The organism is Fundidesulfovibrio putealis DSM 16056 (assembly GCF_000429325.1).
Lineage (GTDB): Bacteria > Desulfobacterota > Desulfovibrionia > Desulfovibrionales > Desulfovibrionaceae > Fundidesulfovibrio > Fundidesulfovibrio putealis.
In genome coordinates, this window is record NZ_AUBQ01000018.1 from 31,894 (window position 1) to 58,662 (window position 26,769).

Annotated in this window: 25 protein-coding genes; 12 read left to right on the top strand and 13 right to left on the bottom strand. The window is 61.9% G+C overall.

The window, feature by feature from the left end:
* The 5 genes from G453_RS0115190 to G453_RS27345 all read left to right on the top strand — a co-directional run bounded on the left by G453_RS0115190 (nt 1) and on the right by G453_RS27345 (nt 5,015).
* Nucleotides 1–867: an OmpA family protein gene (locus G453_RS0115190; protein WP_027191734.1), complete on the top strand. Its 867-nt coding sequence runs from the start codon at nt 1–3 to the stop codon at nt 865–867.
* Nucleotides 864–1,682 (top strand): tetratricopeptide repeat protein, encoded by an 819-nt coding sequence (locus G453_RS24450; RefSeq protein ID WP_051272489.1) that lies wholly within the window; start codon nt 864–866, stop codon nt 1,680–1,682. Before G453_RS0115190 ends, G453_RS24450 begins: the two co-directional genes overlap by 4 nt.
* Nucleotides 1,683–2,048: 366 nt before the next feature.
* Nucleotides 2,049–2,675, top strand: coding sequence for an FMN-dependent NADH-azoreductase (locus tag G453_RS0115200; RefSeq protein WP_027191735.1), 627 nt, complete (start codon nt 2,049–2,051; stop codon nt 2,673–2,675).
* A gap of 669 nt (nt 2,676–3,344) precedes the next feature.
* Nucleotides 3,345–3,521, top strand: a complete 177-nt coding sequence (locus G453_RS28085) for a hypothetical protein (protein ID WP_156920960.1) — start codon at nt 3,345–3,347, stop codon at nt 3,519–3,521.
* A 768-nt stretch (nt 3,522–4,289) separates the two neighbouring features.
* Nucleotides 4,290–5,015: a PEP-CTERM sorting domain-containing protein gene (locus G453_RS27345; RefSeq protein WP_084502401.1), complete on the top strand. Its 726-nt coding sequence runs from the start codon at nt 4,290–4,292 to the stop codon at nt 5,013–5,015.
* A gap of 170 nt (nt 5,016–5,185) precedes the next feature.
* Here the strand turns inward: G453_RS27345 and G453_RS0115215 are convergent, their stop codons facing one another.
* Nucleotides 5,186–6,286: a tetratricopeptide repeat protein gene (locus tag G453_RS0115215; RefSeq protein WP_235731772.1), complete on the bottom strand. Its 1,101-nt coding sequence runs from the start codon at nt 6,284–6,286 to the stop codon at nt 5,186–5,188.
* 58 nt (nt 6,287–6,344) lie between these two features.
* Nucleotides 6,345–7,106 carry an HD domain-containing protein gene (locus G453_RS24455; RefSeq protein ID WP_043646012.1) on the bottom strand — a complete coding sequence of 254 codons (762 nt, stop codon included), beginning with the start codon at nt 7,104–7,106 and terminating at the stop codon, nt 6,345–6,347.
* Nucleotides 7,107–7,240: 134 nt separating this feature from the next.
* On the opposite strand from G453_RS24455, the gene G453_RS0115225 reads away from it, so the two are divergent.
* The 3 genes from G453_RS0115225 to G453_RS0115235 all read left to right on the top strand — a co-directional run bounded on the left by G453_RS0115225 (nt 7,241) and on the right by G453_RS0115235 (nt 10,933).
* Nucleotides 7,241–7,639, top strand: coding sequence for a response regulator (locus G453_RS0115225; RefSeq protein ID WP_027191738.1), 399 nt, complete (start codon nt 7,241–7,243; stop codon nt 7,637–7,639).
* Nucleotides 7,639–8,400 carry a TIM44-like domain-containing protein gene (locus G453_RS0115230; RefSeq protein WP_027191739.1) on the top strand — a complete coding sequence of 254 codons (762 nt, stop codon included), beginning with the start codon at nt 7,639–7,641 and terminating at the stop codon, nt 8,398–8,400. The genes G453_RS0115225 and G453_RS0115230 overlap by 1 nt, the downstream gene beginning before the upstream one ends.
* Nucleotides 8,401–8,644: 244 nt before the next feature.
* Nucleotides 8,645–10,933 (top strand): nitric-oxide reductase large subunit, encoded by a 2,289-nt coding sequence (locus tag G453_RS0115235; RefSeq protein ID WP_027191740.1) that lies wholly within the window; start codon nt 8,645–8,647, stop codon nt 10,931–10,933.
* 82 nt (nt 10,934–11,015) lie between these two features.
* Here G453_RS0115235 and G453_RS0115240 read toward each other — a convergent pair whose 3' ends face one another.
* The 7 genes from G453_RS0115240 to G453_RS0115270 all read right to left on the bottom strand — a co-directional run bounded on the left by G453_RS0115240 (nt 11,016) and on the right by G453_RS0115270 (nt 18,873).
* The gene (locus G453_RS0115240) at nt 11,016–11,954 is read right to left on the bottom strand and encodes an aminotransferase class IV (protein WP_027191741.1); all 939 of its coding nucleotides are present in this window, start codon (nt 11,952–11,954) and stop codon (nt 11,016–11,018) included.
* A 2-nt stretch (nt 11,955–11,956) separates the two neighbouring features.
* Nucleotides 11,957–12,976 carry an aspartate-semialdehyde dehydrogenase gene (locus tag G453_RS0115245; protein WP_027191742.1) on the bottom strand — a complete coding sequence of 340 codons (1,020 nt, stop codon included), beginning with the start codon at nt 12,974–12,976 and terminating at the stop codon, nt 11,957–11,959.
* Between the two features lie 445 nt (nt 12,977–13,421).
* Nucleotides 13,422–14,294, bottom strand: a complete 873-nt coding sequence (metF, locus tag G453_RS0115250) for a methylenetetrahydrofolate reductase [NAD(P)H] (protein ID WP_027191743.1) — start codon at nt 14,292–14,294, stop codon at nt 13,422–13,424.
* Between the two features lie 32 nt (nt 14,295–14,326).
* Nucleotides 14,327–14,716 carry a (deoxy)nucleoside triphosphate pyrophosphohydrolase gene (locus G453_RS0115255; protein WP_027191744.1) on the bottom strand — a complete coding sequence of 130 codons (390 nt, stop codon included), beginning with the start codon at nt 14,714–14,716 and terminating at the stop codon, nt 14,327–14,329.
* On the bottom strand, nt 14,713–16,677 hold the full coding sequence (locus tag G453_RS0115260) for an ABC-F family ATP-binding cassette domain-containing protein (RefSeq protein ID WP_027191745.1): 1,965 nt from the start codon (nt 16,675–16,677) through the stop codon (nt 14,713–14,715). Before G453_RS0115260 ends, G453_RS0115255 begins: the two co-directional genes overlap by 4 nt.
* 212 nt (nt 16,678–16,889) lie before the next feature.
* Nucleotides 16,890–17,909 (bottom strand): aldo/keto reductase, encoded by a 1,020-nt coding sequence (locus tag G453_RS24460; protein ID WP_051272490.1) that lies wholly within the window; start codon nt 17,907–17,909, stop codon nt 16,890–16,892.
* Between the two features lie 217 nt (nt 17,910–18,126).
* Nucleotides 18,127–18,873: a type 2 periplasmic-binding domain-containing protein gene (locus tag G453_RS0115270; RefSeq protein WP_027191746.1), complete on the bottom strand. Its 747-nt coding sequence runs from the start codon at nt 18,871–18,873 to the stop codon at nt 18,127–18,129.
* A 184-nt stretch (nt 18,874–19,057) separates the two neighbouring features.
* On the opposite strand from G453_RS0115270, the gene G453_RS0115275 reads away from it, so the two are divergent.
* From G453_RS0115275 to G453_RS0115285, 3 genes are all read left to right on the top strand, one after another.
* Nucleotides 19,058–20,332, top strand: a complete 1,275-nt coding sequence (locus G453_RS0115275; RefSeq protein WP_043646014.1) for a DUF2325 domain-containing protein — start codon at nt 19,058–19,060, stop codon at nt 20,330–20,332.
* A 141-nt stretch (nt 20,333–20,473) separates the two neighbouring features.
* On the top strand, nt 20,474–21,187 hold the full coding sequence (locus tag G453_RS0115280) for an acid phosphatase (RefSeq protein ID WP_235731774.1): 714 nt from the start codon (nt 20,474–20,476) through the stop codon (nt 21,185–21,187).
* A gap of 113 nt (nt 21,188–21,300) precedes the next feature.
* Nucleotides 21,301–21,693, top strand: coding sequence for a hypothetical protein (locus G453_RS0115285; RefSeq protein WP_027191749.1), 393 nt, complete (start codon nt 21,301–21,303; stop codon nt 21,691–21,693).
* Between the two features lie 526 nt (nt 21,694–22,219).
* Here the strand turns inward: G453_RS0115285 and gap are convergent.
* The 3 genes from gap to G453_RS29190 all read right to left on the bottom strand — a co-directional run bounded on the left by gap (nt 22,220) and on the right by G453_RS29190 (nt 24,202).
* Nucleotides 22,220–23,236 (bottom strand): type I glyceraldehyde-3-phosphate dehydrogenase, encoded by a 1,017-nt coding sequence (gap, locus tag G453_RS0115290; RefSeq protein WP_027191750.1) that lies wholly within the window; start codon nt 23,234–23,236, stop codon nt 22,220–22,222.
* Between the two features lie 10 nt (nt 23,237–23,246).
* A complete protein-coding gene (locus G453_RS0115295) occupies nt 23,247–23,813 on the bottom strand; it encodes a GAF domain-containing protein (protein ID WP_027191751.1) in 567 nt (188 codons plus the stop codon).
* A 65-nt stretch (nt 23,814–23,878) separates the two neighbouring features.
* Nucleotides 23,879–24,202 (bottom strand): lactate/malate family dehydrogenase, encoded by a 324-nt coding sequence (locus G453_RS29190; RefSeq protein WP_027191752.1) that lies wholly within the window; start codon nt 24,200–24,202, stop codon nt 23,879–23,881.
* Nucleotides 24,203–24,643: 441 nt separating this feature from the next.
* Here G453_RS29190 and G453_RS0115305 point away from each other — a divergent pair, with 441 nt between their 5' ends.
* Nucleotides 24,644–25,513, top strand: coding sequence for a hypothetical protein (locus G453_RS0115305; protein ID WP_027191753.1), 870 nt, complete (start codon nt 24,644–24,646; stop codon nt 25,511–25,513).
* A gap of 156 nt (nt 25,514–25,669) precedes the next feature.
* On the opposite strand, the gene leuB is transcribed toward G453_RS0115305, so the two are convergent.
* Nucleotides 25,670–26,743 (bottom strand): 3-isopropylmalate dehydrogenase, encoded by a 1,074-nt coding sequence (leuB, locus tag G453_RS0115310; protein ID WP_027191754.1) that lies wholly within the window; start codon nt 26,741–26,743, stop codon nt 25,670–25,672.
* Nucleotides 26,744–26,769 lie beyond the last annotated feature (26 nt).

Consider the following 26,769-nt stretch of genomic DNA (forward strand, 5'->3'; position numbering starts at 1 on the left):
ATGCTCAAGCTCTCGCAACTGCGCGGCAGACTCAAAGACGAAGACGAGGGGACGTGGTTCGTCTCGCTCGCGGACCTGCTGACCGTGTTGCTGTGCTTCTTCGTGCTGATGCTGTCGGTCTCCAGCCTGGATCAGGAGCGCTACAAGAAGGTGGCGCAGTCCATGGAAGACGCCATGAAGACCGAAAAAGCCAAGCGCGAGCAGGTTCAGGCCCAGGTACAGGCGCAGGGCAAGCGGCTGGGTTCCTCCCTGGCCGACGACCTCCCCACCGGCCCTGGCGGGCAGGTCTACCCCGTGCTCCCGCCGTCCCTGCCGCCGCAGGTCTACCAGAGCGCCCCCTCGGGACAGGCCGGGCTCACCGCCCAGACCGGCCCCGGTCTCGGCGACCAGTCCGGACAGGCCACGCGCCCCAAAACGCTCGAGGAAATCGGCGCGGAACTGGGCATGCGTTTCGCCCAGGACCCGGCGGGCGTGCAGATCGAAAAACGCGAGGGCGGCTTCGCCATCACCCTCAAGGGCGCGGTGCTCTTCGACAAGGCCAGCGCGGAGCTTACCCCCTCCTCCATCCCCTACCTCGACTCCATCGCGGCCTCGCTTCGCAGCACGCCCTACAAAGTGACCGTGGAGGGCCACACCGACAACCTCCCGATACAGTCGCTCATCTATCCGTCCAACTGGGAGCTCTCCGGCGCGCGGGCCTCGCGGGTGGCCCGCTACCTGATCGACCACGGCGTGGCCAAGGACCGCCTGCACGTGGCCGGGTACGCCGACACCCGCCCCGTGGCCCCCAACGACTCCGCCCAGGGCCAGCCCCTGCCGGAAAACCAGGCCCGCAACCGCCGCGTGGTCATACTGATAAACCCTTGACCAACGAAAGCGACACCCTGGACTGCGGCCGCGACGAGTCCTCCCATAAACTCAAGGGAATCTTCTCCTCTCCCGCCATGCCCGGTGAAGAACCCGACCCGGCCATCCCCAAGCGCTTCTGGTTCGCCAGGGAGCTGGGCGACGGTCTCATCAGCATCCAGCTGCTGGACGAGCACGGCCTGCCCACCCCCAAGCAGCACAGCATGCAGAAGGACCCCTTCCTGGAGAGCTTCACCCTGGAGCCGGACCTGGGCTACCGCCTGCTGACCCAGCGGGTGCTCACCGGCGACTACTTCCGCAAGCAAGGCATGAACCTCGAAGCCAAGATCGAGTACCAGAAGGTGCTGCGCATCGACGAGGAGAACATCCGGGGCAACTTCGGACTGGGCCTGACCTACCTGGCCCTCAACCAGCTCGAGAAAGGCCGCTACGCCTTCGAGAAGCTGGTCAGCATGGACGAGGCCTTCTCCGCCGAGCACAAGCACCTGTTCAACGACTTCGGCATCGCCATGCGCAAGAAGGGGCTGTTCGACGAAGCCCTGGCCTTCTACAACCGCGCCCGCACTCTCTGCTCCAACGACGAGAACCTGCTCCTGAACATCGCCCGCGCCTGGTATGAGAAAGGCGACATCGAGAACGCCTACCAGGGGCTTGCCGACTGCATCGAGCTCAATCCCGAGTTCCGCGAGGCCCTGGCCTTTCTGGCTTATCTGCGCAAGCACCGCATCTTCCCCAAGGACAAGGACCTGCGCGCCCACTTCGACCGCGAGGCCCTGAAGCGCAGCGAACTGGGGTCACTCCTGGACGGGGCCTGACACGGCGTTCTCAAAATACGTTCATACCTTGGGCCTAAGCCAAGGGAACCGTTCATTTGTTTGTGAGAATCACGAGTGACATGCAAAATTTGCAGTAGGTACGCCTCCGGCGGCCAAAGAGCTGCGCCCTTTGGAATCCAAAAGTATCCCAGCTTGCTACTGGATCACCCTTCTGTACGGGTGGCTGTGGGCGATAAGCTTTTCAAGAGTCTCAAATATTTCACATGCGCTGCACGCGCGGCGCGACGTTTCTGAAAAGCATCGCACTGGAAAATCCCGAAAATTCTTGTTCCGGCTGCCTGTCCAGGCTATTTGATGAACATTGCCCCGCGTCCGGGGCGTTCCATCAGACGCCAAGGAGCCGCCATGCCCGCCATTCTCTATATCAAGGCGTCCCCGAGGGGACCCCGCTCCCATTCCATCGCCGTGGCCGACGCCTTCCTGGAAGCCTACCAGGAGGCCAACCCCCAGTATCTGGTCACCACCCGCAACCTGTTCGAGGATGACCTGCCGCCCTTCGACGGTCCCACCTTGCAGGCCAAATACAACGTCCTTCACGGCCTGACCCACGATCCGGCCCAACAGCGGGCCTGGCAGCAGGTGAAGCGCTACGTGGACGAACTGAAGGACTGCGCCCGGATCGTCATGGCCGTACCCATGTGGAACTTCAGCCTGCCCTACCGGCTGAAACACTACATCGACTTGGTGGTGCAGCCGGGTTTGTCCTTCGGCGTGAACGAAGACGGCGCGTTCGGGCTCATCCCGGACAAACCCGTGTTCATCGCCTACGCCTCGGGCGGAGCCTACCCGCCCGGCAGCGGCGCGGCGGTCATGGACCACCAGAAGCCCTACCTGGAGATGATACTCGGGTACATGGGGCTGAAAGACGTGCGAAGCGTGCGCGTGGAGGCGACGCTCTCCAGCGACGCCCAGGTGGAGGAGAGCCGCTCCGGAGCGATTGCCAAGGCGCGGGAGATGGCGAAGGATTTCTAATCCTGGCGGGTTGCCCAGGGATATTTGAGGATATCCTGGGGCGCGACGCAACGGCGTGTCGGCGTGGCGTTCCAGCCAGATCACTGCTCCTGGATGACCCGCAGTTTTCCTTGAACACGGGCCTCTTGAATAATTCAAGAGGCCCGTCTCGTTACTGACATTGCCTTTCAATTCGAATGGTTGATGCAAATACTGAAGCGAGATGCAGGGCTGCATGAACCGGGAGACAAGAGGGCATGACAGCATGCATCTGCCGTGATCCGGATTGCGCATGACGCACAAGACTGGCATCTTGTTTCAATAAGGCAATGCAGCAGAAAAACTCCGAGTTATTTGCGTACAATTCCAACACATTGCCACACCACAAATTTTATTTAACATTTTATTAACCGCATTTTCCTTCATACAGCTATGCAACACCATCTTGATGAAGTATATACAGGAGCACATCCGAACATGCATCTGTCACAGACAGAGAGAGCGCAGAATATTGCGGTGTCGTATCAGGTGCTTGCTGGCGGGAGCTGAAATTACGAATCCGGCGGCCTTGGCGGAGGAGTCGGTTGTTTCAGCCAGCAACAGGCACTTTGAGACGTACGCCAATCCTGGCGCGGAAGCGGCAGGATCTGCAGCCAGCCGCACAGAACATACGACCCAAGGAGCTATCCCATGAGTTCAAAAAACAACGACAAGTCCGGCGGAAACAAGAAGCAGGCCAAGGGCAACATGCAGGAAGCCTCAAGGGGGTCAGGCAAAGACTCCAAGACGGAAGAAGCGGGCAGTACTGGCGCCGCCATGGGCAGCAGGGAAAAGAAGCTGGCCAAACTGGCCCAGAGGAAGAAATAGCCAACGGCGATACGGGGGCGATTCTTCAAGCGTGCCAGCTATCCTGAGCCCCCGGGAGTCGAGCAGAGCAACCGTGGACGGACCTCGGGGTCTGGCAAGTCGGGGCGAATGAGGACGGCTTCCCCGGACTCGTCCAGGACAAGCCCGTGTTCATCGCCTACGCCTCGGCGAGTCGTACCCGACGGGAAGCGGCGAGACGGTCATTGACCGCGACACGTCGATGTTCCCCTGCGAGCTTCGCAAAGACGGGCCTCTTGAGTTCTTCAAGAGGCCCGTTTGCATTCGACATCCTTGAACAGCACAAGGGATAAACACGACGCGCACCTGATACGGCAAGGCGAGATGGGCGAGGGAAGGCAAGGCTGCCGAGACCTGCTGGCAACCGCATTCCAGCGTACATATACGACCGACAAGCTGACGCAAAACAAATACAAATCAATGCCCAAAATAACAACTCGCCAAACGCTACTAACAAATACACCCAAACTTAACATTGCCTTGCGCCAACAAGCAACACTCTGCATACATATTTACTACAGATGAACAAAAAACAATCTTAATTACTTCCTAGTTACCTTCTGACAACACCAAGACTCACACGAGTCGACCACTGTTACAACTGCATGTCGTAAAAATTTACACCACAAAGTACACGACTACAATTTTCTCAACAATTTTAATGCACAAAAGCTGGCACACTTCATGCTAAACTTAAAATGTCATTACATATGCATACTCTGAAAACGTTCAACAGGCAGGGGTATATTTATGAAAAGAGTTTTACTTTCATTATTTGTAACTTGTTTAGTGTCGACATCTTCATGGGCTGCTTTCACCAATGGAGGATTTGAAACAGGTGACTTCACTGGATGGACGGTTTCTGGGTCAGGAGCTGGTCTTTCATCGGTGATAAGCAACGCCAGCCCCATGCTCTGGGGACAAACAACGAACATTGCTCCATACTACGGGAGCCATATGGCTCGCCTACAAGATCTCGTTGGAAACTACCATAGTACCACCATCTCACAGTCTTCAGCATTATCAGCGGCAGATTTGACGGAAACGCTGTATGTTCGCTGGGGCGCACTCCTCGTTGAGCCATCCAACTTGCATGATCTTGGGGCTCAGCCCGCCTTTGACATAATCATCCAAAAAAACGGAAGCAACATCGACGCCTTCCATGCTGATGCGCTTACCAAGCAAGGGGGCGGCTGGGCGGACTACGGTTACCTGGACGGAACCGCCTGGTACAAGACCGGCCTGTACACCTACGCACTTTCCAACTTTGACGCCGGAGACATCATCACCGTCATGATGACCGTCATCGACTGCGGCTGGGGCGGCCATGGTGGAGCGGCATTCCTTGATGGCATCGGAACCACTCCCCTGCCCCCGGTCACTGCCACTCCCGAACCCGGCACCATGGTACTCATGGCCATCGGTGTGGCCGGAGCCGCATATCTCAAGCGCAGGAGAGGCAACGCCAAGGCTTAACCGACCAAACGCCTGCAAATCGCCATCAACGCCCCGGCCTGATTCAACAGGTCGGGGCTTCACTTTTGTCAGTAAGGCACGACAATTGGGGGAATACGAAAAAGCCCGGCAGGAAGACCTACCGGGCTTGAGCACTCAGACCATGACAACTGGCGCGGGCTGAGACCGCGCTAAATATCCTGCATGCTGTCCAGCGTCCCGGTTGACGGCGGCCCGCCGGGCATCCCCGCCCCTTTTGGGGGCCTGAACTCCCTGTTGAACAGCTTCAGGTGCAGCTTCAGCCCCTCGGCGAAATTCGCGTTGATCCACAGGGCTTTCAAAAGCGCCTCCTGCGCGCCCTTCACGTCTCCCATGAAGAACTGGGCCTTGGCCATGTTGAAGTGGATGTTCTCGTCGTCTGGCGTCAGCTCCAGCGCCTGCCGGTAGGCGTGCAGCGCGCCGGGCAGGTCCCCGGCCTTTCGGAGCTTCACTCCGAGCGAGTTGAATGGGTTGGGGCTGGCGGCGTCGTATTTGAGCACCTCGATGAACAGCTCCTTGGTCTCCTCCAGCCGGTTGAAGTGGGCGAAGGTCTCTGCAGCCATCTGCAGGTAGGTCTTGTAGCCCTCCAGGTCGCCCTTGCCCTTGTAGGCCTCGGCCAGCCCCTTGTAGGCCTCCGCGAACAGCTCGTTTATCTTCACGGCCTTCTTGAAGGCGATGATGGCCTGGCCGTACTTCATCTTCACCAGGTACTTGCAGCCCATGTCGTAGTACTTCTGGGCCTGATTGTCCTCGCTGACCAGCTCCTCGAAGGTCTCGATGGCCTCGTCGAAGCGGCCCGCAGCCAGCAGCCTGCGGCCTTCGTTCAACTGGGCCTGCTCGATCTCCACCAGCCTGTCGATCTTCAGGGCGCGCAGCATGTGCCGCTGAAAGGTCTCCATGGAATAGGGGCGCAGCACGTAGCCGTCCACCCCGGCGGCGATGGCCTCCAGCACGCGTTCCTTCTGGCCCTCCTGGGTCACCATGACCACGGGGGTGTCCTTCAGGTTCATGTTCAGGCGCAGAAGCTTGAGGAATTTAAAGCCGTCCATGTCCGTGAGCTGCGAGTCCAGCACCACGAGGTCGACCTCCTGCATCCCCAGAAAGTCGATGGCCTCGGACCCGGAGGTGAACTGCTTGATCATGCCCGCCTTGAGCTGCTTCAGGCACTGGCGGTCGCGGCGGACGTGTTCCTCCAGGCCGGAAACGACGGCCACCACATCCAGTCTGACGGGGGAAGAGATCGGTTCCGGCACGGGGACTCCAAGGCGAAGGGTTGGGGGGGCGGCTGGCCCCGGGCTGAACGGGAAAAGTCTACTGATTCAGGACGTCATAAATCCTGTCGCCAATGCGCGTCAACTCCGGCGTGCGCGGCAGCAGGCCGCACAGCTCGTCCAGGTGGCCGCGCTCCAGGAACATCCGGCGCGAGGCCCTGAAGCTCAGGTCGAACACCCAACTCAGGAGCAGCAGCGTGAAGTCGTTGCGATAGCGCATGAGCGCGTAGTCGCCGATGCGCCCGGCCTCGATCTGGGCCACGATGGCCGGGGTGTAGCGCTCCGGGTCGTCCTCCACGTGCAGCATCACCACGTCGGACTCCTTGCCGCCGGGGCGCAGGTGGTCGAGCATGATGCGGATGATGTCCAGCTTGTCGCTGTCGCGCACCACGCGGGTCACCAGGGCCAGCTCATCCGAAATGCCCGTGGGCAGCTCGCGCCGGTTGTGCATGACCACCGCCCCCAGAACCAGGCCGCGCGTGGCGGGGGCCAGATCCGAGAGCGCCGCGTGCGCGCGCAGGGAGCGCACCCCCAGGTGGGCGTGGTTGGCGGACTGGGCGTCCTTGAAGGTCTTGTAGGCGCGATACTGCGGGAAGCGGCCCGCGTCGTGGTACAGGGCCGCCAGATGCGCGGCCCGCGCAAGCCCCGGCGACAGGTCCAGCGTGGGCGTGATGGCCCTGGCTTCGGCCAGGACCTTGAAGGAGTGGTCGCGTTTGAGCTCGATGTGCGCGTCGTCCTGCGGGTCTCCCGTCAGGAAGCTTCGCACGTGGTCCTCAAACCAGGCGATATGCGAATCGATCACGAAAACCTCGTAATATCGGGATGGCTCGGCATCACTGCATTATCAGGTTGGTATTTTCAAGAACAAACACTTGTCTCCAACCGGCATACTCTGTACAAATTTAGGAAAGTTTTTCGCCGACCCGGAGGACATGGATGAAAGCGCTTGTCGTTGAAGACGATTTCGCCAGCAGAAAGCTCTTGCAGAAGATACTCACCCCGTACGGCGAAGTGGACATCGCGGTCAACGGACTGGAGGCCATCGAGGCCTTCACCAAGGCGTTGGAGGGCGATGCCCCCTACGACCTGATCTGCATGGACATCATGATGCCCGAGATGGACGGGCAAGCCGCTCTCAAGCGCATCCGCGCCATCGAGCGCGAACGCAGCGTGCCCTCCATCCGAGAGTCCAAGGTCATCATGACCACCGCCCTGGACGACCCAAAGAACGTGGTGGAAGCCTACTACAAGGGCGGCGCGACCTCCTACGTGCCCAAGCCCATTGACCGGGCCATGCTCCTGCACCTGCTCAAGAACCTTAACCTGATCTCCTGATGTCACATAAACGCGCCACGGCCCTTCTCTTCACGCTGGCCGCCATGCTGGCGACCGGCATCGGGGACGCGTGCGCGTCCTCCTCGGAAGCGTTGCCCGGCCCCGCCCAGGCCCAGGCTCCGGGAGGAATCGGCATACTGGACCTGGTGTTCATAGGCATTGCCGTCTACGTGGTCTGGCGCATGCTCACCAACTCCGCTCGCCGCAAAAAGGGCGATGACGACTCCACCATCGACGTCACCCCCACCCGCGAAGACGGCGAGGCCCCGCCACAGGAGCGCCGCAGCCGCGCCGCCCAGGCCGCTTGGGAGTACCTGACCGGTGAAAAGGGGCCGGACATCCACCCCGAGGACAAGCAGGAAAGAGAGGAACAGGAGGCCACGCCCTCCGGCGAATTCAACGAGCGCGAATTCCTGCGCGGCGCGAAGATGATCTATGGGCGCATCCGGCAGTCCCTGGCCATGCGCAACATGGCGGACCTGCGCCAGTTCGCCTCGCCGGACATGATGCGGCGTTTCGAACAGATGGCCGAAGAGAAGCCGGATCGCGAGACCGTGGCCGTGATGCTGGTCGAGGCAACGGTGCTGAAGATCACCAAGGAAGACAAGCAGACCGTGGTGGACGTGGCCTATGAGGCCACCATCAGCGACGACCCCAAGACCAACGCGTCGCGGAAAGTGAACGAGGTCTGGAAATTCGTCAGGGATGACACGGTAGTGGATGGCAAGTGGTTGCTGGAGAGTATGGACTCCGTGAGTTAGCCTCCACCCGCAACGACCCTGCCGTCCGCCGGACCGGCCTGCCCCCGCCAGAACGAGGCCTTCCGGCCTCTTTTTTTTATCCCCCCTTGCCTCCCATGTCCCCTTCTTGCTTGCCAATTTCCAATTTATCTCTTCTGCGGCGAATTGCATCGGACAGTTATTTTCCTTTCGCGCGTTGACATTCTTTGAAAATAGGCCAACATATCCATCCTCTCCTTCCCTATACCTTGCCTGGAGGCCTGCAATGGCTATCACTGAACAGATTCAAGAGGCAATTTCCCCATGGTGGAAACAGGGCGTGATACTCACGTTGCTTATTGGCTTCTCCCTCCAGATATTTATTGCTGTTCGATCTTATGAAGATGCACCTCCTATTCCTGAGAAAGTACTTGATCAGTCCGGGCAGGTCGTCTTTACACGTGAAGACGTCATCACGGGCCAGCAGGTCTTCCTGAAATACGGCCTGATGGAGAACGGCTCGATCTGGGGCCATGGGGGCTACCTGGGCCCGGATTTCTCCGCGCTGTACTTGCACATTCTCGGCCTGGAAACGAACAAGACTCTGTCCAGGCAAATGTTCAAACGAGACTATTCAGAGCTCTCCGAGCCGCAAAAGGAAGTTGTATCCACTGCGGCATCATCCCTTTTGAAAGAAAACAGGTACGATCATAAAACACAGTCCTTGCTGTTTACCGCACCGGAGACGCAATCCTTCCAAGACCAGATCCCATACTGGACGGACTATTTCACCAATGTTGTCACCAATGGCGGGTTGCGATCAAAATACATCAGCGACCCCGGGGAGCTTCGCACGCTGACGGCATTCTTCGCCTGGACTGCCTGGGTGTCCATCGCCAACCGGCCCGGCGAGGACTATTCCTACACCAACAACTTCCCCTATGATCCCACGGTCGGCAACAAACCCACCAGCGCCGCCGTTCTCTGGAGCGCGCTCAGCCTAGTCACGCTGCTGGCGGCTACGGCCGGGGTGCTGTTCGCGTTCGGCAAATTCAACTATCTCGGGTGGAAAAGTTCAGGCGAGCACGTGCACCCCCGCATGCTCCCCGGAGTGGCCAGCGCGAGCCAGAGAGCGGTCATAAAATACTTCGTGGCCGTGGCCCTGCTATTCCTGGTGCAGGTCATGATCGGGGGAGCGACCGCCCATTACCGGGCCGAGCCGGGAGACTTCTATGGCTTCGACCTCTCCGCCATCCTGCCCAGCAACATCCTGCGCACCTGGCACCTTCAGTCTGCAATTTTCTGGATCGCCACCGCCTTCGTGGCGGGCGGCCTGCTCCTGGCTCATGCGCTGGGCGAGAAGGAACCCAGGGGGCAGCTCAAGGGCATCAACGCCCTGTTCTGGGCGCTTATCCTGGTGGTGGCGGGCAGCCTCGGCGGCGAACTTCTGGGCATCAACCAGGCCCTGGGGTCGCTCTGGTTCTGGTTCGGCCACCAGGGGTGGGAATACCTGGACCTGGGGCGATTCTGGCAGGTGCTGCTGGCCATCGGCCTGATCGGGTGGGTGGTCATGCTGCTTCGGGCCGTGGGCCCCGCCCTGCAGGACCCGCACCGCCGGGAGATCACCTCGCTCTTCCTGCTGGCTGCCCTGGCCATACCGGTCTTCTACATCCCGGCCTTTTTCTTCGGCACCACCACCAACTTCACCGTGGCGGACAACTGGCGCTTCTGGATCATCCACCTGTGGGTCGAAGGTTTCTTCGAGCTCTTCGTCACCGTGATGGTCTCCGTGATCTTCTTCCGGCTGGGCATCGTCTCGCGCCTGACCGCCACGCGTGTCATCTACCTGGACGCCATCCTGTTCCTGGGCAGCGGCATCGTGGGCACCGGCCACCACTGGTACTGGTCCGGCCAGACCAACCTGAACATGGCGCTCTCGGCCCTGTTCTCAGCCATGGAGGTGGTACCGCTGACGCTTCTGACCCTGGACGCCTGGGACTTCGTGAAGCTCACCCGCTCCGAGTGCGCGGTGTGCGGGCAGCGTGTGGACATCCCGCAGCGCTGGGCCTTCTATTTCCTCATGGCCGTGGGATTCTGGAACTTCGTGGGCGCGGGCATTTTCGGGTTCCTCATCAACCTGCCCATCGTGAGCTACTTCGAAGTGGGCACCATACTGACCACCAACCACGGCCACGCGGCTCTGATGGGCGTGTTCGGCATGGAGGCCATGGCGCTCATGGTGCTGGCATTCAGGCAGGTGCTGTCCGACGAGGAATGGAAACTCCCGGAGAAGTTCGTGCGCGTCTCGTTCTGGGGGTTGAACATCGGGCTTGCCCTGATGCTGGCGGGGAGCCTGTTCCCCGGAGGCGTCATGCAACTGTATGACGTGCTGCAAAACGGCTACTGGCACGCGCGCGGCCAGGAATACCTGAACCGGGACCTGACCCGGATGCTGGAATGGGCGAGAATGCCCGGCGACGTGGTGTTCATTGCCTTCGGCGCGGCACCCATGGCCGTGGCGGCGTGCCTGACATACCTGACCATGCGCAGGAGCAAGCCCGCGCTGGAGATGTAACGTTTACTTGACGTAAGGCGAATGCAAAAAAAGGGGCCTCACGGCCCCTTTCTTAATCTCTCTGATTCTCGCTTTTACTCGTCTACAGCGGAACGCCGTACTCCACCAAGTCCTTCTTCAACAATTCCAGAAGCCGCTTGCTCACCGGACCGGGCTTTCCGTCGCCCACGGGCCTGCCGTTGTACTCGACAATCGAAATGCACTGGGCGGTGGTCCCCAGTACGATCATCTCGTTGGCGACGTAGATGTCCTCTTCGCTGATGGTCTTGTAGCAATGCGGAATCTCGCCCTTGGCCAGTTCCAGCACGCGCAAGAGCGTGGTACCCGAAAGCGCGTTGTTCAGGTTGGGCACGCAGATGCAGCCCGACGCGTCGACAAGCGCGATGTTCTCGGTCGCGCCCTCGGCCAGGAAGCCCTGCGCGTCGAAGCACACCGGGAAGTCCTTGCCCTTGGCCGCCGCTTCTTTCTTCATGAGCACGTTGGGCAGGTAGTCGATGCTCTTGATGGTGGCCAGGTAGCTCTGCTTGGCCGGGATGGACGTGCGGAACGCCGTGACGCCCTTCTCATAGAAGGCCGCAGGCTTGGGCGTGTACTGGTAGGCCGCGATGTACAGGCTCGGCGTGGGGCATTCGGACGGATCGATGCCGAAGCCGCCGGGACCGCGCCCCAGCAGCATGCGGAAGAGCCCCTTGTCCACGCCCGTGGCGCGCCCGATCTCCAGGACTATCTCGCGCACTTCCTCCCACGGACAGGGCGGCTCGAGCCCGATGGCCTTGCCGGAGCGGCCCATGCGCGCCAGATGCTCGTCCAGCAGGTACACGCGTCCGTCCACCCACTTGATGGTCTCGAACACGCCGTCGCCCCGGTGCACCAGATGGTCGTCCCAGGGCATGAGCATGAGCTCCGGGTCCTTGCAGACCGCGCCGATGCGGTGTTCGTAGAAGGCCAGCACCTGCCCCGCGCCTGGGCGCGGGGCGGCGAGCATGCGTTCCAGATATTCCTTGGAGCCGAGAATTTCCATGTTTAGACCTTGAGCTTGCCCTTCACGATGAGCAGCTCGGCGATTTGCACGGCGTTCAGCGCCGCGCCCTTGCGGATGTTGTCGGACACGATCCACATGTTCAGGCCGGACTCCACGGTTTTGTCCTGGCGGATGCGGCCCACGAAGACCTCGTCCTCGCCGGCGGCCATGATGGGCATGGGGTACATCTTCTCGCCGGGGTTGTCGTACACCTGGATGCCGGGGGACTTGGCCAGCAGCGCCCGCGCCTGAGACGCCGTCACCGGCTTCTCGAACTCCAGGTTCACGGACTCGGAGTGGCCGTAGAACACCGGCACGCGCACCGTGGTGGCCGTGACCTTGATGGACTCGTCGCCCATGATCTTGGCCGTCTCCTTGATCATCTTGATCTCTTCGTAGGTATAATCACCCTCTGCGAAAACGTCGATCTGCGGCAGGCAGTTGAAGGCGATCTGGTGCGGGTAGACCTTCACCTCGGGGTCGATGCCGTTGAACATCTGGCGCACCTGGGTCTCGAGCTCCGCAATGGCCTTCTGGCCCGTGCCGGAGACGGCCTGGTAGGTGGAAACCACCACGCGCTTGATGGTGTAGGCGTCGTGCAGGGGCTTCATGGCCACGACCATCTGGATGGTGGAGCAGTTGGGGTTGGCGATGATGCCCGCGTGCCAGTCCACGTCGTCGGGGTTCACCTCGGGCACCACCAGGGGCACCTTGGGGTCCATGCGCCAGGCGCTGGAGTTGTCCACCACCACGCAGCCGCTCTTCACGGCGTGGGGCGCGAACGTCTTGGAGGTGGAGCCGCCAGCCGAGAACAGCGCGAGGTCAACGCCCTCGAAGCTCTTCTCCGTCATCTCCTGCACGGTCAACTCGCCGTCCTTGAAGGGGACGGTGGTTCCGGCGGAACGCGCGGAGGCCAGCGCGATGACTTCAGTGGCGGGGAAATCGCGCTGTTCCAGGGTCTTGAGCATCTCGCGGCCAACGGCCCCGGTGGCTCCTGCGACGGCGACGACGAGCTTGGACATGGTATTGCTCCTTGATGAAGAGAGAGATGCTGCTGGGGCTCCGCCCCAGACCCCGCTGGGACGCTGTCCCAGACCCTGCCAGGGCTCTGCCCTTGACCCGCCAGGGGGATGATCCCCCTGGACCCTCAGTTTGCTTCGCGTATGTGTGCGTCAGTTTTGGCCGTGGACTCGGGCCGGGGGCTGGAGGCTGTCCCGTCCGCGTCATGCGCGGCGGGCTCGAACCGATTTGAAGACGATTCGTCGCCCGCCGCGCATGCCGCGTCCGTTCCAACCTCCAACCCCCGACCGTCGCCGAACGACATGCTGCCGCGCTGAGATGCGAAGCCCACTAAACGTTTTTGAAGGAGAGTCCAGAGAGGAAACTTTTTTCAAAAAGTTTCCTCTTTGGCCGCCGGAGGCATCTTCTCTTCAAGTTTTACTATCTCTTCAAAAGAACCTGAACCGCCTACAGCTCCAGGCCGTTGACGATATCCAGGCAAGCCTGGGCCTTGTTGAGCGTGTACAGATGCACGCCCGGCGCGCCGCGCGCGATGAGATCGCGGCACTGCTCGCGGGCGAACTCCACGCCCAGCTCCCGCACGGCGCCAGCCCCGCCTTGGTCGTTGGCGGCTTCCAGGCGGGCCAGGTACTCCGCCGGGATGGTGGCCCCGCACAGGGAGAGGATGCGTTTCACCGAGGCCAGATTCAGAATCGGCAGCACGCCCGGAATGATGGGCTTGTCGATTCCCCTGGCCCGGCACCTCTCCACGAAGCGGAAATAATGGTCGTTGTTGAAGAACAGCTGGGTGATGATCACGCTGCCGCCCTTGTCGACCTTGAGTTTCAGATAGTCGAGATCCTTGTCTGCGCTCTCGGCCTGCGGGTGCGTCTCGGGGTATCCGGCCACGCCGATGCACAGGTCGGGGTAGGCCTCGTGGATGAACCCGGTCAGGTCCGAGGCGTACTGGAAGGCGGCGTTCTCGGGCTTGAAGTCCGGCTGGCCCTGGGGCGGATCGCCACGCAGCGCCAGGACATTGTCCACGCCCGCTTCGCGAAGCCCGTCCAGGAAGGAGCGCAGCGAGTCCTCGGATGCGCCCACGCAGGTCAGGTGCGCCATGGGATTTAAGCCCAGATCGCGCGAGAAACGCGTCACCAGCTCCAGGGTGTTGGCCTGGGTGGACCCGCCCGCGCCGTAGGTCACGGACACGAACGAGGGATTGAGTATGGAAAGCTTGCCTGCCTCGTAGAAGAAGGAAGGCCAGGCGTCCTTTTCCTTGGGAGGAAAAAATTCCAGGGATATGAAGCGCTTGCCCTGGGAGAGAAGATCATTGATACGCAAGAACGACTCCATGGGAGGATGGGAGTTCTCTATCAGGTGGCGGCCAGCGCCGACAACTCCGCAACGATGTCCCGGTCCGCTTCCAGAAAAGGCAGGCTGACGGCTTCAGCCGGGGTAAGCCAGCGAAGCCCCTGGCCTTCCAGAGGGTGGGGAACGCCTTTGAAATCACGGATATGAAAAAAAGACAAGTGCACAGTGATATTGGGGTATTCGTGAATTTTTTCCCGCCAAAATTCAGGCTGGCCGCTCTCGATGCCCAGTTCCTCGCGCAGTTCGCGCACCAGGGCGCAGGCCGCGTCCTCGTCGGGCTCGATCTTGCCGCCGGGGAACTCCCACTCGCCGGCGTGGGGCTTGCCCTCTGGGCGGCAGACGCCCAGGTAGCGCCCCTCCTGCCAGAGGATGCCTGCCACCACGCGGATCACAGGGCTTCCCGGCGCGCTTCCAGCACGGCGATCACGTCTTCCAGGTCGGCCAGCTCCATCACCAGCTTGTCCGACTGCTCCTGCAGGGAATGATACTCCTTGGAGAGCTCGGAGAAGCGGGCCGCATCGGCGTAGGTGGCCGGATCGGCCATGATCTGCTCCACCTCGGACTGGCGGGTCAGGATCTCCTCAAGCTGGACTTCCAGCGTGGAATAGCGGTCTTTTTTGGGCTTGAGCTCGCGGGAGATGGCGTTTCGTTCCTCGGCCTGACGACGTTTTTCCGCCTGGCGCGATTCGCGGGTCTCGCCCTTGGGCTTGGACGGGCAGGACAGCTCGCAGGCGGCCTTGGCCTCATCCTTCAGGTGGCGTTCGTAGGCCTCGTATCCGCCCAGGAACTCGGACAGGCCGTCCGGGCCGACGGTCCAGACCACTTCGGCGGCCTCGGAGAGCAGGTAGCGGTCGTGCGCCACGAACAGGATGGTGCCCTCGTAGTCGGACAGGGCGTTGACCAGGGCCTCCCGGCTTTCAAGATCCAGGTGGTTGGTCGGTTCGTCCAGCACCAAAAAGTTCGCCCGCGCCAAAAACAGGCTGGCCAGCACCAGGCGCGACTTCTCGCCCCCGGACAGGTCGCGCACGAAGCGGTCGAAGTAGTTCTCGCCCAGCATGAAGAGCCCGAGCACGCTGCACAGCTCCTCGGTGCTGGAGCGCGGGTCCGAGAGGCGGCGGATTTCGGACATCACCGTCTCGTTCTCGCGCAGGATCTCCGTCTGGTGCTGGCTGAAATAGCCCATGCGCACCATGGAGCCCATCTTCACCACGCCGCCGGTCAGCTTCAGTTCCCCGGTCAGGCATTTGAGCAGCGTGGTCTTGCCCGCGCCGTTGGGCCCGGCCAGGGCCACCTTCTGCCCCCGGTACAGGTTGAAGGTGAGCTTGGGCCACAGGGGAGCGCCCCCAGGAAAGGCGAACTCCAGGTCGGCCACGGAGAGGATGTTCTTGTCGGCGCGTGCGGGCTCGGGCAGCTTGAAATCGAGCGTCTTGCGCTTGCGCTCGATGTTGCCCGCCACGTTTGACAGCTCTTTTTGCAGCTTGTCCACGGCCTTCAACTTGCTCTGGGCCTGGCGCGCCTTGGTGGCCTTGGCCCCGAAGCGGGTGATGAAGGACATCTGGCGGTTGATGGCCCCGGAGAGCTGGGTGGCCTTGGCCTCCATCTGCTGCTGGATCTGGGCGCGCCACTCCAGGAAGCCGGAAAAGCTGTCCTGGCGGTAGATGGGCTTGTCGCCGCCCAGGAACAGCACGTGGGTGCCCACGCGGTCCAGGAAGATGCGGTCGTGCGCCACGAACACCAAAACGCCCTGGAAGCAGAGCAGGTACTGCTCCAGCCACTCCACGGCCTCCAGGTCCAGGTGGTTGGTGGGCTCGTCCAGCAAAAGGACGTCCGCCCCGGCCACCAGCACGCGCGCGAGTTTGGCCCGCTCGCGCCAGCCGCCTGAAAGAAGCCGCACGGGATTCGGCCAGGACTTCTCGGTGAATCCAAGGCCAGACAGGATGGACTTGGCCCGATGCTCCGGGTTGTAGCCCAGGGTGTGCTCCATCTCGGCCTGGCGCGCCGAGAGCTCGGCCAGGGCGTGCTCGTCGTGGGCGAGGCTCGCGTGCTCCCACTCGCGCCAGAACTCCTTCCAGGAGGGCAGCGCGCTCATCACCCAGGCCAGCAGGGGTTCGTCGAGTTCGGACCCGGCCAGTTCCTGGGCCACGTAGCCCAGGCGCACGCCGGGAGGCAGGATCACCCGTCCGGAGTCCGGCTCGGCCTCGCCCGCCAGAAGTCGCAGAAATGTTGATTTGCCGCAGCCGTTGGCGCCGACCACGGCGAGACGCGTACCGGCAGAGGCTTCAAGGCTGAAGCCCGCCAGCAGGTCGCGTCCGCCCAGGGACTTGGAGAGATTCTGAATGGTGATTTTGGACATAAGAAATGTGGGTCGGGACTATGCTCGCTCGCCCATGCCATGTCAAACCCCACGAGGCCCCTGCCCGGCAGGCCTTAACCCGCCCGGCGCCACTGGCCCTGAGGCCCGGTTGCGAGGGGCTTCCTCGCCCGGTCGGCCAAAGGGGCGGACCCCGCTGGCAGCACAGCGGGCTGACGCTTCCCGATCCGATCGGCCGTGGAACCTGAAGCCCGCTACTTCGCCTGCGCGGCCCCTTGCCGGTTGCGGGTTTTGTACTTGGGGTCGATCACCTCTTCCAGCCTGTCCGTAGCCGTAGGCGGCTGTACGGACAGCTTGGTGACGGCTTCAAGAGCCTCCGGCGAAATATCAAGTTCAACGGATGCCAGCGAGTCCTGAAGCTGCTCCAGGCTGCGCGCGCCGATGATGGGCGCGGTGACGCCGGGATGCGAGGCCACCCAGCGCACGGCCAGGCTCACGGGGTGCACGCCGATGGACTGCGCGTATCTGACGAACCGCTCGGCCACCTCGTAGTACACGGGGTCGCTGTAGCGGGTGTTGTACATCTTGTTCTCGGCGATGCGCCCCTGCGCCGGGGCCTGCCCGCGCGAGTACTTGCCGGTCAGAAGCCCGGCGGCCAGCGGGTTGTAGGGGATGACGCCCAGCTGCTCGGACATGGCCATGGGCAATATCTCCACCTCGGCCTGACGCTTCACCAGATTGTACATGGGTTCGATGCACTCGAAGCGCGCAAGGCCCCTGGCCTCAGAGATGCCGAGCGCCTTGGCCACCTGCCACGCGGCCCAGTTGCTGGCACCCAGATAGAGCACCTTGCCCTGGCGCACCAGGTCGTCCAGAGCGCGCAGGCTCTCCTCCATGGGGGTCATGGGGTCGAAATGGTGGATGAAGTAGACGTCGATGCGGTCGGTGTCCAGGCGGGCGAGGCTTTTTTCCACCTCGAGCATGATGTGCCGCCGGGACGCGCCCAGGCAATTCACGTCAGGCCCGGCCACCTGGGCGACCTTGGTGGTGACAACCATCTCGTCGCGGCAGCCCTTGAGCAGCTTGCCCAGGATGCTCTCTGCCAGCCCGCCGCTGTAGACGTTGGCGCAGTCGAAGAAGTTCACCCCGGCGTCGCGGCAGGCGTTGAACATGCGCCCGGATTCGGCCTCGTCGGCCTCCTTGCCGAAGGTCATGGCGCCAAAGCACAGCTCCGAGACCAGAACGCCTGTTTTTCCGAGCACTGTATACTGCATCGCCTCGCTCCCATGGATAACAATCAAGTGGTGCTGATCTTTTCGCTTTCCTCAAAAACGGCCCGCCGCCTCTGCCCCGTCGTCGGCCTTCTCCCCGCAGTCTCGTGTTGCGCTCTCAAAATCAATGCAGAGCCATTGCGAATAACAAGTCGATACTATTCTGTTATCCGTGGAAACCATGTCCATGGTATCAAGGACGCGGGGCCAACCCGAGCTCTCATGGCAATGACTGGCGAACCTTGGCGTCGTCCACAGCCTGCCGATACGGCTCCAGGATAGCCTGGACCACTCCCTCTTGTTTCATCTTCCTGAGTTCTTCCGCCAATAACGGGACAAGCTTTTCATGGCGGCGGTGGACATAATGATAGAGGTCATACGTGGCGATTGGAGGTTCCAGCTCGCGCATCGGCCCCATCTTCAGGGAATCCACCATGATCCACGCAGACGGGGAAAGCACAGCCACGTCACATATTCCATCGCGCAACAGTCTCAGCGCGTTCTCCAGCCCCAAGGCGCTTACACGGTTCATGCCCTGTGTGCCCTGCTCGTACAGTTTGAGTCCGTGCATGTAACAAATGCTGTACGGGCGCAGGCTCTCCCATCCCGCTACCGGGAAGGTCGTTCCCGTGGTGAAGGCCTTCACCTTGACCGAGACCACAGACTCGGGAACACGCACCAGATTGGGATACAGAGCTTCGAGCCCTTCAATCCTGACGGTTTCCCCGTCGGTGAGCCCACTGTCGGCGACCCGCAATGCGCGTTCCGCAGGCAGCGGCACGGCGACAATCTCAAAGCCGAGCCGCCTGTATGCTTCCTGCAGGATCGGAAAATAGTGGAGAGTCCCCGTATCGTCTGCGATCTGCGAAATCTTGAACGGTTCCGAAGAATACGCCAGCCCCCTGCCCAAGAGGACTTGGAGGGTGACGAGCACAAGATACACCGTGGAGAGGGCGTGGGTCGGCATGGTCGCTCCGGGTATTCTGTACGACTTGAACAATTGCTGATCAGGCAGGGAAAGGCAAGCGTGTCTTCTTCCGCGAGGGGAAATCCCCCCAATCTAGGCATGTGAGAAATCAACTCACGCGAAAATTGACAATGAAAATCATTTTCAATAGACGATGGCCAACACGACCGCAGGAGGAGAGATCATGACCGTCCCCGTCCGCCGAAAGCTCTGGGAGCACGAGGACTATCAGTGCCCCATTCTGGGAACCTGCCTGAGCATGACCGAACTTCGCAAGCTGGCCCGCAAGCTGGACGTCACCGTGCAGCCCTCGGCCACCGACTACGAGCTGCACGTCTTCTTCGTGCACGAGTGCCGCAAGGAAGGCCCCATAGCCAGCTACATACACAAGTACCTGGACAAGAAATACCGCAAGCACATCCGCTTCTTCGCCAAGGCCTCCGAGCCCACCGCCCTGGAGGCCATGTGGAAGCACTCGCTGAAATCCGGCGACATCCCAGGCCCCTTCTGGGCGCTGATGTCCCACCCGGACACGGGCACGTCGCTTTCGCGACGGGCCTTCGGCGAGATCCACATGCTCTCGCACCTGATGGGAGCAGCCAACCGGGCGGACCTCAAACGTCTGGGCAAGCTGGAATCTCGCGTGGACGAACTGAGCCAGGCGCTCTCGCGCGTGCAGGCACTGAGGAGGTCGCAGAAGATGGAATGGGCCGTGCGCGTACGCGAACTGGAGGACAGGCTGGAGTCCGAGCGCCAGGAGCGCCTGAAGCTGTCGCGCATGGTGCGCGAGTCCGCCCTGCCCCGCTCCGAGCCTGCCCCGGCGGACGCCGCTGCGCTGCGCGACCAGCTGGAGGCATCCCAGAACGAGACGCGCCGCCAGGCCGCCATCATCGAGGAACTCTACCGCGAGAACGCGCAGTTGCGTGAGCGCCTGGAGGACGTGAGCGCCGACCTTGAGCGGGCTGAACTCGAACTGGTGCGGGTGATGCCCTGCGCCGAAGGCGGGGGCTGCCTGAGCGGCGACGCCTGCCGCCAGGGCTCGCGCCAGGTAAGCTCCTGCCGGGAGGCGTCCTGCCCCGCCTGCTCTGACGGCACCGACGGCTCCTGCCCGCAAGCCCAGGACTGCGACGTCGCCGACTGCCCTGCCCTGTCCGGCAAGAAGGTGCTGTACGTCGGCGGCCGGTGCAATCTGGTGCGCCACTACCGCGAAATGGTTGAGCGCATGGGCTGCCGCTTCCACCATCACGACGGCGGCGTGGAAAACTCCACCTCGGAACTCTACGGCAAGCTGGCCGCCGCAGACGTGGTGCTCTGCCCGGTGGACTGCGTGAGCCACGAAGCCTGCCAGAGCGTCAAGAAAGCCTGCAAGCACTGCATGAAGCCGTTCATGATGCTTCGGAGCTCCGGCCTCTCTGCCCTGGCGCGCTCCCTGGACCAGCTGGCGGAACGGGCGAACTGAACGGCTCCTGCCGCAACCAGGCAGGATACAAGAGCACTCCACCGGTTTCATTGAGATCACCTGGGCCTGCCCCCCATGCGGAGCAGGCCCGCACATGACCAACAGTCTGGAAAAATGGTCGATGCGATGTATACTGCCCGCATGATGCGAAAGATACCCGTTCTTCTTCTGTCGCTTATGCTGGTGGCAGCCCTGGTCCTGGCGGGCAAGGGCCATTACCTGTCACCCGGCCAGGTGGACCTCTCCAGGGTGCTGGCCCCGCCTCCGGCCAACGATTCCCGGAGCACCCGCGCCGAAATCGAAACCATGCTCTCGCTGCAACAGGCCCGGACCCCGGCTCAGGAAGCCGCCGCCAAGGCAGACCGGGAGATGTCGCCGTTTCCCTTTGCTGACGTGCTCGGGCCACGGTTCGTAAAGGACAAGCTGCCCAACACGGCGGTGTTCTTCGAGAAGGTCCTGTCCGACCAGCGCCTCTTCGTGTCACCGGCCAAGAAGCACTTCAACAGGCCCCGGCCCTACGTGCTGGACCGCAACGTGGAACCCAGCCTCTCCAGGCCGCACAACGAGTCCTACCCCAGCGGGCACAGCACCTGGGGCCACCTTGCGGGCATCATCCTGGCCAACATGGTGCCCGAAAGGGCGGCGCAGCTCTACGAGCGCGCCGGTCTCTATGCACAGCAGCGCGTGCTTGGCGGCGTGCACTACCCGAGCGACGTGGAGGCCGGGAAAATCGCCGCAGCCGTAATCGCCTCGGCGCTGTTTCAGAGTCAGGCCTTCCAGGAGGATTTCGCCAAGGCCAAGGCCGAGGTGCGCGGCGTGCTGCACCTGGACGGCGCGCCCGTGTCCGCCGGATAGTAACCCGCACAGGCCGCAACGCGACTCACAGTATAAGGCCCGTTTTCGACCGGAAACCTCATCAGGCTTATGTCCACGCAACAAGCCACGGCATGCACAAGGGGAGATTTCGCATGATGAACCTGAAACGCTACCGGACGCACACCGGACACGAACCCGTGACCGAATGGATCGAGAGCCTGCCCGACAGCACCGCGCGCAACCGCCTGACGGCACAGATCGAAAAGCTGCGCTCCGGAATGCCGACCGAGTGCCGCAAGCTCGGCGACAACGTGTACGTGGTCCGCCTGGACGCAGGCCCCGTGGTGCCCCAAGAAGCGTCCCCGGACAAGGCCCAGAAAGTCCGCCTGGATACCGAACACGGCGTGCGGCTGTATTTCGGACGCAAGGGTGAATCCCTGCTGCTCCTGCTGTGTGGCGCGGGCAGCTGGACCAAGGCGGCAGAGCGCGACAGCGCCCTGGCCTTCATGGCCGACTTCGAGACCGGATCACGCCGCGACGCCTGATGCCTCCGGCGGCCAGAGAGGGCGCTGCCCTCTCTGGACTCTCCCGCCAGGGGGATGATCCCCCTGGACCCTCAATTAGCTTCGCGGGCAGCACCGCTACGCATCAGATATCCCGCGCAAGAGGCATGAAGCGCGCAAAGCCGCGCTTCATGCCTCTTGATTCGCAAACCGCCGTCTTCAGTTTGCCAGCCCTGCTTTGGACGTTCCCAACCAGGCAAGTAGTGTCTTCATTCCGGCGTGCTTTTCGTCGCAGCAGAACGCACGTTGCGGGGGCGGAGGCTGTAACGGGAATGTCCCGCGCGGCGGGCGACGAATCGTCTTCACATCGATTCGAGCCCGCCGCGCGGGACATGGACATTACAGCCTCCGCCCCCGCACACCGAATCCAGCCCGCCCGCACACGACGCGAAGCGGAAAGCCGGGTCCAGGGGAGGCTTCTCCCCTGGCGGGTGCAGGGCAGAGCCCACCGGGTCAAGGGCAGAGCCCTTGCGGGTGCAGGGCGGAGCCCTGCCAGAAGTCGCCCGGCTTACAGGCCCTTCGCGGCCATGTAGCGGATCAGATCGCCGACCCGGCAGGAATAGCCCCATTCGTTATCGTACCAGGCCACGATCTTGGCCAGCACGCCGTCCTGGACGGACGTGAACTCCGACTCCACGATGCCGGAGCGCGGGTCGCCCTTGTAGTCCGAGGAGACGAGCGGCTCCTCGCTGTAGCCCATGATGCCCTTGAGCGGCCCTTCCGCCGCAGTTTTCAGAACATCGCGCATGGCCTGGGTGTCGGTGGGCCGCTCCAGGATGGCCGCAAAATCCACGACAGATACCGCAGGGGTGGGCACGCGCAGCGAATAGCCGCTGAACCGCCCCTTGAGTTCCGGGATCACCAGGGCCACGGCCTTGGCCGCCCCCGTGGAGGTTGGGATGATGTTGCAGGCGGCGGCCCTGGCGCGGCGCAGATCCTTGTGGGGCAGGTCCAGAATGCGCTGGTCGTTGGTGTAGGAGTGGATGGTGCACATCACGCCGGACTTGATGCCGAAGGCCTCGTGAACCACCTTGGCCACAGGGGCCAGGCAGTTGGTGGTGCAGGAGGCGTTGGAGATGATGTTGTGCTTGGCCGGGTCGTACTGGGCCTCGTTGACCCCCAAGACGATGGTGATGTCCTCGTCCTTGGCCGGTGCGGAGATGATGACCTTCTTCGCGCCCGACTCCAGGTGCATGGAGGCCTGGGGGCCGGTCCTGAAGATGCCTGTCGATTCAACCACCACGTCCACGCCGGTCTCGCCCCAGAGGATGTTCTTTGGGTCGCGCTCCTTGAAGCAGCGCACGCTCCAGTCCCCCACGGCCATGTCGTCGCCCTCGGTGCGGATGTCCACGGCGAACCGGCCGTAGTTGGTATCGTAGGACAGCAGATGGGCGTTGGTGTGGGTATCGAAGAGATCGTTGACGGCCACCACCTCGGCAATGTCCTTGTGCTGCTCGTAGAGCGCCTTGAGCACCTGGCGGCCGATGCGGCCGAATCCGTTGATGCCGACTTTTACCTTGCTCATGGAGACCTCTTTAGTCCTCGAAGGTTTGATACTGGAAGGCGGTGAGCAGCTCATAGTCCGACTTGAGCGCCTGGTGCAGCCGGGCGTTCTCTATGGCTATGGCCGACAGGTTGGCCATGATGATCAAAAATTCCACCTCGGATTCGCAGAAGTCGCGCTCTTCAGCGGAATAGACGCGCATGACGCCGATGATCTTCTTGTCTTCGAGCTTTAGGGGAACCACAAGCACGGACTTGATGCCCTCGGTCTTGGCGGCATCCTTGTACTGGAAACGGTCGTCGGTGGAGGCGTCGCGCACGTGCACCGTGGCCCCGGCCAAAGCCTCCTTGTCCAGCTTGCTCTTATTCACCTCGACCTTGCCCTTGCGCAGATACCCCTTGGACAGCCCGAAGGACGCCCCAGGGAGGAGGTTTGCGCCGGAACGGTCCAAAAGCCTGAGCGAACAGGCCTTTACCTCCAGCGCCTTGGCGGTCTGCTCGGCTATCCTGCCCAGCAGTTCCATGGGTTCCAGGCTCGAGTTGATTACCCGGATGGCCTCGTATAGCGTCTTGAAGTAGCTTCTTTCGCAATCCAGCATGCGGCTCTCCTTGCTGTTATTGAGCTTTCATGGACTACATGCACCATATTCCGACGGAATGACACTCAGATTACGCCTAATGCGCGCGCATTTTCACGCAGGACCATGGCCGAGTTGGCCAGGGCCTGATGTTGCTCCTCGGATAGCATGGATTCCAGCACCAGTTCCACCCCGCCCGCCCCGACCACGCAGGGCAGCGACGGGCAGACGTCCGGCAGGCCGTGCATGATGTCCATGGCCTCGCCTTCCGCCTTGGCCGCGTTTGCATCGACGAGTACCAGCTCCCCCACCAACCGCTTGAGGCTGAGGGCGAACGCGAACCCTGCGCCCACGTTTCCGATACCCACCACGGCAATTTTCGACTGCCCGGCTGTGTCCATTCTTTCCATGACGACTCCTCCATGAAGAGCGGGCAGCTGTCCGGAATAGTGCTTCGGCCCCCACCTTCAATTATGTCAAGATTGACATGTTAGCTTGAAGTCCGTCAATGAGGATATGAACGCCCAGGAACAAGCCCGGTCGAGGCTGACCGCATTGCCTGGCATCCAGGCTGGACCGACACAGCCAGGGGACTCGATCTGCATGCATCGCGAACGAATCCGTCGATTGCACGGTCACGAGGGGCGCCGCTACTGCGGTTTCAGTTCCAGCCGACTGCACAGCGTCATTCGTTTTTCCGCACGTTTCCATCCAAACAGCAGTTTGCGAAGGCGCTGGACTACGACTCATGCTTGACTTAGCGTAACATCCCTATGAGGCAGTTCGTCATTTTCAGCAGCGCCCAGGCCGCCGCATCTTCGACACGCTGGTCATGCAGCCATGGACGTTCCATGCTCAGGTTCATCTGCCTGTGCGTCTGTTTTACTCTCTTCCTGTGTTCGCACCACCGCCCGCTGCTGGCAAAAACGACCATTTCTGTTTCGGCCACAATAAACCTCGAAATGAGCTATTTGGCCTTCATGGACAACAGGACACCAGGGCAAGTGTCCTCTTTCAGTTCCCCCTATGCTTCCCGTAACGTGGTGAGCTTGGTCCTCATGCAGAAGGCGCTGCTTCTCGGGGGTATGGACGACGTCGAGTTTGAATTCCACGTCGTGCCGAACTCGGAGAGGGAAAGGACCGAGGTGAAATGCGGCCGAGTGGTCGTGGGTTCGCAGGACTATTGGGACTATGATTTCGATGATACGGTGTACAAAAGTGATCCCGTCATTACCGACGGCACATTCGAAAAGGGCATGTACACATATCCTTCGAACGCACCCATGCTTTCCGTGCAGAACGGGAAAGAACTCAAAGACCGTTCCGCGGTGATCGTGGGAACCTGGAAAGGCGACGTCGCGTTGCTGCGGTCGCTTGAGGTCAAGGATGTCCACGCCGTTTACGAATTGCAGACGATTGCGAAGTTTCTGAGTCTGGGCAGGGCGGACTTCACGCTTCTGGAATTCTCGTCCAAACCGGATATGTCGGTTTCAATTTCCGGGCTCCCCCTGGTTCCGGTTCCCGGCATCAAGGTGGTCCTGCCGGGCAATCGCTGCTGGATGGTCTCGAAGAAGCATCCTCTCGGGGACCAGGTGTTCAAGGCCCTCGGCATCGGGCTCAAAAGGCTTCAGCAGGAGGGAACCATCAGGCGGGCGCTCACCGAGAGCGGCTTCTTCCAGAAGAGAGCGAAAGGCTGGCGGGTCATCAACAGGGAAGAGTAAGCGGCAGCCACGCGCGGCTGGCAGCAAAACACTAAAGGGAGGGCCGCAAGGCCCTCCCTTTCCGTATTCGGGGAATCAATCAGCGCAGCGTCCCAGGGACGCCGCACTTTGCCGGACACGGCTCCGGGAGCCGGTCCGGCAGTCACCAAAGCGACCCTAAAGGCGCTCGGCCACCAGGTCGCCCATCTTCACGCAGCCCACCATGGTCTTGCCCGGCTCCATGATGTCGCCGGTGCGGTAGCCTTCCTTCAGGATGGAGGTCACGGCGTTCTCGATGGCGTCGGCCTCGGCGGACATGGAGAACTGATAGCGCAGCATCATGGCCACGGACAGGATGGTGGCCAGCGGGTTGGCCTTGTCCTGGCCCGCGATGTCCGGGGCGGAGCCGTGGATCGGCTCGTACAGGCCGGGGCCGGACGCGCCGAGCGAGGCCGAAGGCAGCATGCCGATGGACCCGGTGATGACGGCGGCCTCGTCGGAGAGGATGTCGCCGAACAGGTTCTCGGTGACGATGGTGTCGAACTGGGCGGGGTTGCGCACCAACTGCATGGCGGCGTTGTCCACGTACATGTGGGACAGCTCCACGTCGGGGTAATCCTTGGCGACTTCCAGCACCACCTCGCGCCACAGCTGGGACACGTCCAGCACGTTGGCCTTGTCCACGGAGCAGAGCTTCTTGCCGCGCTTGCGGGCGGTCTCGAAGCCGACCTTGGCGATGCGGCGGATCTCGGATTCGGAATAGATCATGTTGTTGTAGGCCACGCGTTCGCCGTCGCGGACTTCCTGGCCCTTGGGCGTGCCGAAGTACGCGCCGCCGGTCAGCTCGCGGATGACCATGACGTCCAGGCCCTGGCCGATGATGTCGGCGCGCAGGCAGCAGGCGCTTTTGAGCTCCTCGAACAGCTTGGCGGGGCGCAGGTTGGCGAACAGGCCCAGTTCCTTGCGGATGCCGAGCAGCCCGCGCTCGGGGCGGATGGACTTCTCGATGTTGTCCCACTTGGGGCCGCCCACCGCGCCGAGCAGGATTGCGTCGGCGGCCTTGCAGGCGTCGATGGTCTTCTGGGGAAGGGGATTGTTCTCGGCGTCGATGGCCGCGCCGCCGATCAGCTCGTAGCTGATCTTGAATTCGTGCCCGAATTTTTCGCCGATCTTCTTCAGGGTCTTCTCGGCCTGGGTCATGATCTCGGGACCGATGCCGTCTCCGGGCAGAATGACTATATTCTTGATCATCTCCGTAATAGCTCCTTCACATCGCG

What these genes read in the sequence shown, in the direction of transcription:
- G453_RS0115275 (WP_043646014.1), top strand. Translation starts at nt 19,058, where the DNA reads ATGACCGTCCCCGTCCGCCGAAAGCTCTGGGAGCACGAGGACTATCAG.
- G453_RS0115190 (WP_027191734.1), top strand. Translation starts at nt 1, where the DNA reads ATGCTCAAGCTCTCGCAACTGCGCGGCAGACTCAAAGACGAAGACGAG.
- G453_RS0115260 (WP_027191745.1), bottom strand. Translation starts at nt 16,677, where the DNA reads ATGTCCAAAATCACCATTCAGAATCTCTCCAAGTCCCTGGGCGGACGC.
- G453_RS0115280 (WP_235731774.1), top strand. Translation starts at nt 20,474, where the DNA reads ATGATGCGAAAGATACCCGTTCTTCTTCTGTCGCTTATGCTGGTGGCA.
- leuB (WP_027191754.1), bottom strand. Translation starts at nt 26,743, where the DNA reads ATGATCAAGAATATAGTCATTCTGCCCGGAGACGGCATCGGTCCCGAG.
- G453_RS0115225 (WP_027191738.1), top strand. Translation starts at nt 7,241, where the DNA reads ATGAAAGCGCTTGTCGTTGAAGACGATTTCGCCAGCAGAAAGCTCTTG.
- G453_RS28085 (WP_156920960.1), top strand. Translation starts at nt 3,345, where the DNA reads ATGAGTTCAAAAAACAACGACAAGTCCGGCGGAAACAAGAAGCAGGCC.
- G453_RS24460 (WP_051272490.1), bottom strand. Translation starts at nt 17,909, where the DNA reads ATGCAGTATACAGTGCTCGGAAAAACAGGCGTTCTGGTCTCGGAGCTG.
- G453_RS0115235 (WP_027191740.1), top strand. Translation starts at nt 8,645, where the DNA reads ATGGCTATCACTGAACAGATTCAAGAGGCAATTTCCCCATGGTGGAAA.
- G453_RS0115245 (WP_027191742.1), bottom strand. Translation starts at nt 12,976, where the DNA reads ATGTCCAAGCTCGTCGTCGCCGTCGCAGGAGCCACCGGGGCCGTTGGC.
- G453_RS0115240 (WP_027191741.1), bottom strand. Translation starts at nt 11,954, where the DNA reads ATGGAAATTCTCGGCTCCAAGGAATATCTGGAACGCATGCTCGCCGCC.
- G453_RS0115285 (WP_027191749.1), top strand. Translation starts at nt 21,301, where the DNA reads ATGATGAACCTGAAACGCTACCGGACGCACACCGGACACGAACCCGTG.
- G453_RS0115295 (WP_027191751.1), bottom strand. Translation starts at nt 23,813, where the DNA reads ATGCTGGATTGCGAAAGAAGCTACTTCAAGACGCTATACGAGGCCATC.
- G453_RS27345 (WP_084502401.1), top strand. Translation starts at nt 4,290, where the DNA reads ATGAAAAGAGTTTTACTTTCATTATTTGTAACTTGTTTAGTGTCGACA.
- G453_RS0115305 (WP_027191753.1), top strand. Translation starts at nt 24,644, where the DNA reads ATGCTCAGGTTCATCTGCCTGTGCGTCTGTTTTACTCTCTTCCTGTGT.
- gap (WP_027191750.1), bottom strand. Translation starts at nt 23,236, where the DNA reads ATGAGCAAGGTAAAAGTCGGCATCAACGGATTCGGCCGCATCGGCCGC.
- G453_RS29190 (WP_027191752.1), bottom strand. Translation starts at nt 24,202, where the DNA reads ATGGAAAGAATGGACACAGCCGGGCAGTCGAAAATTGCCGTGGTGGGT.
- G453_RS0115200 (WP_027191735.1), top strand. Translation starts at nt 2,049, where the DNA reads ATGCCCGCCATTCTCTATATCAAGGCGTCCCCGAGGGGACCCCGCTCC.
- G453_RS0115230 (WP_027191739.1), top strand. Translation starts at nt 7,639, where the DNA reads ATGTCACATAAACGCGCCACGGCCCTTCTCTTCACGCTGGCCGCCATG.
- G453_RS0115270 (WP_027191746.1), bottom strand. Translation starts at nt 18,873, where the DNA reads ATGCCGACCCACGCCCTCTCCACGGTGTATCTTGTGCTCGTCACCCTC.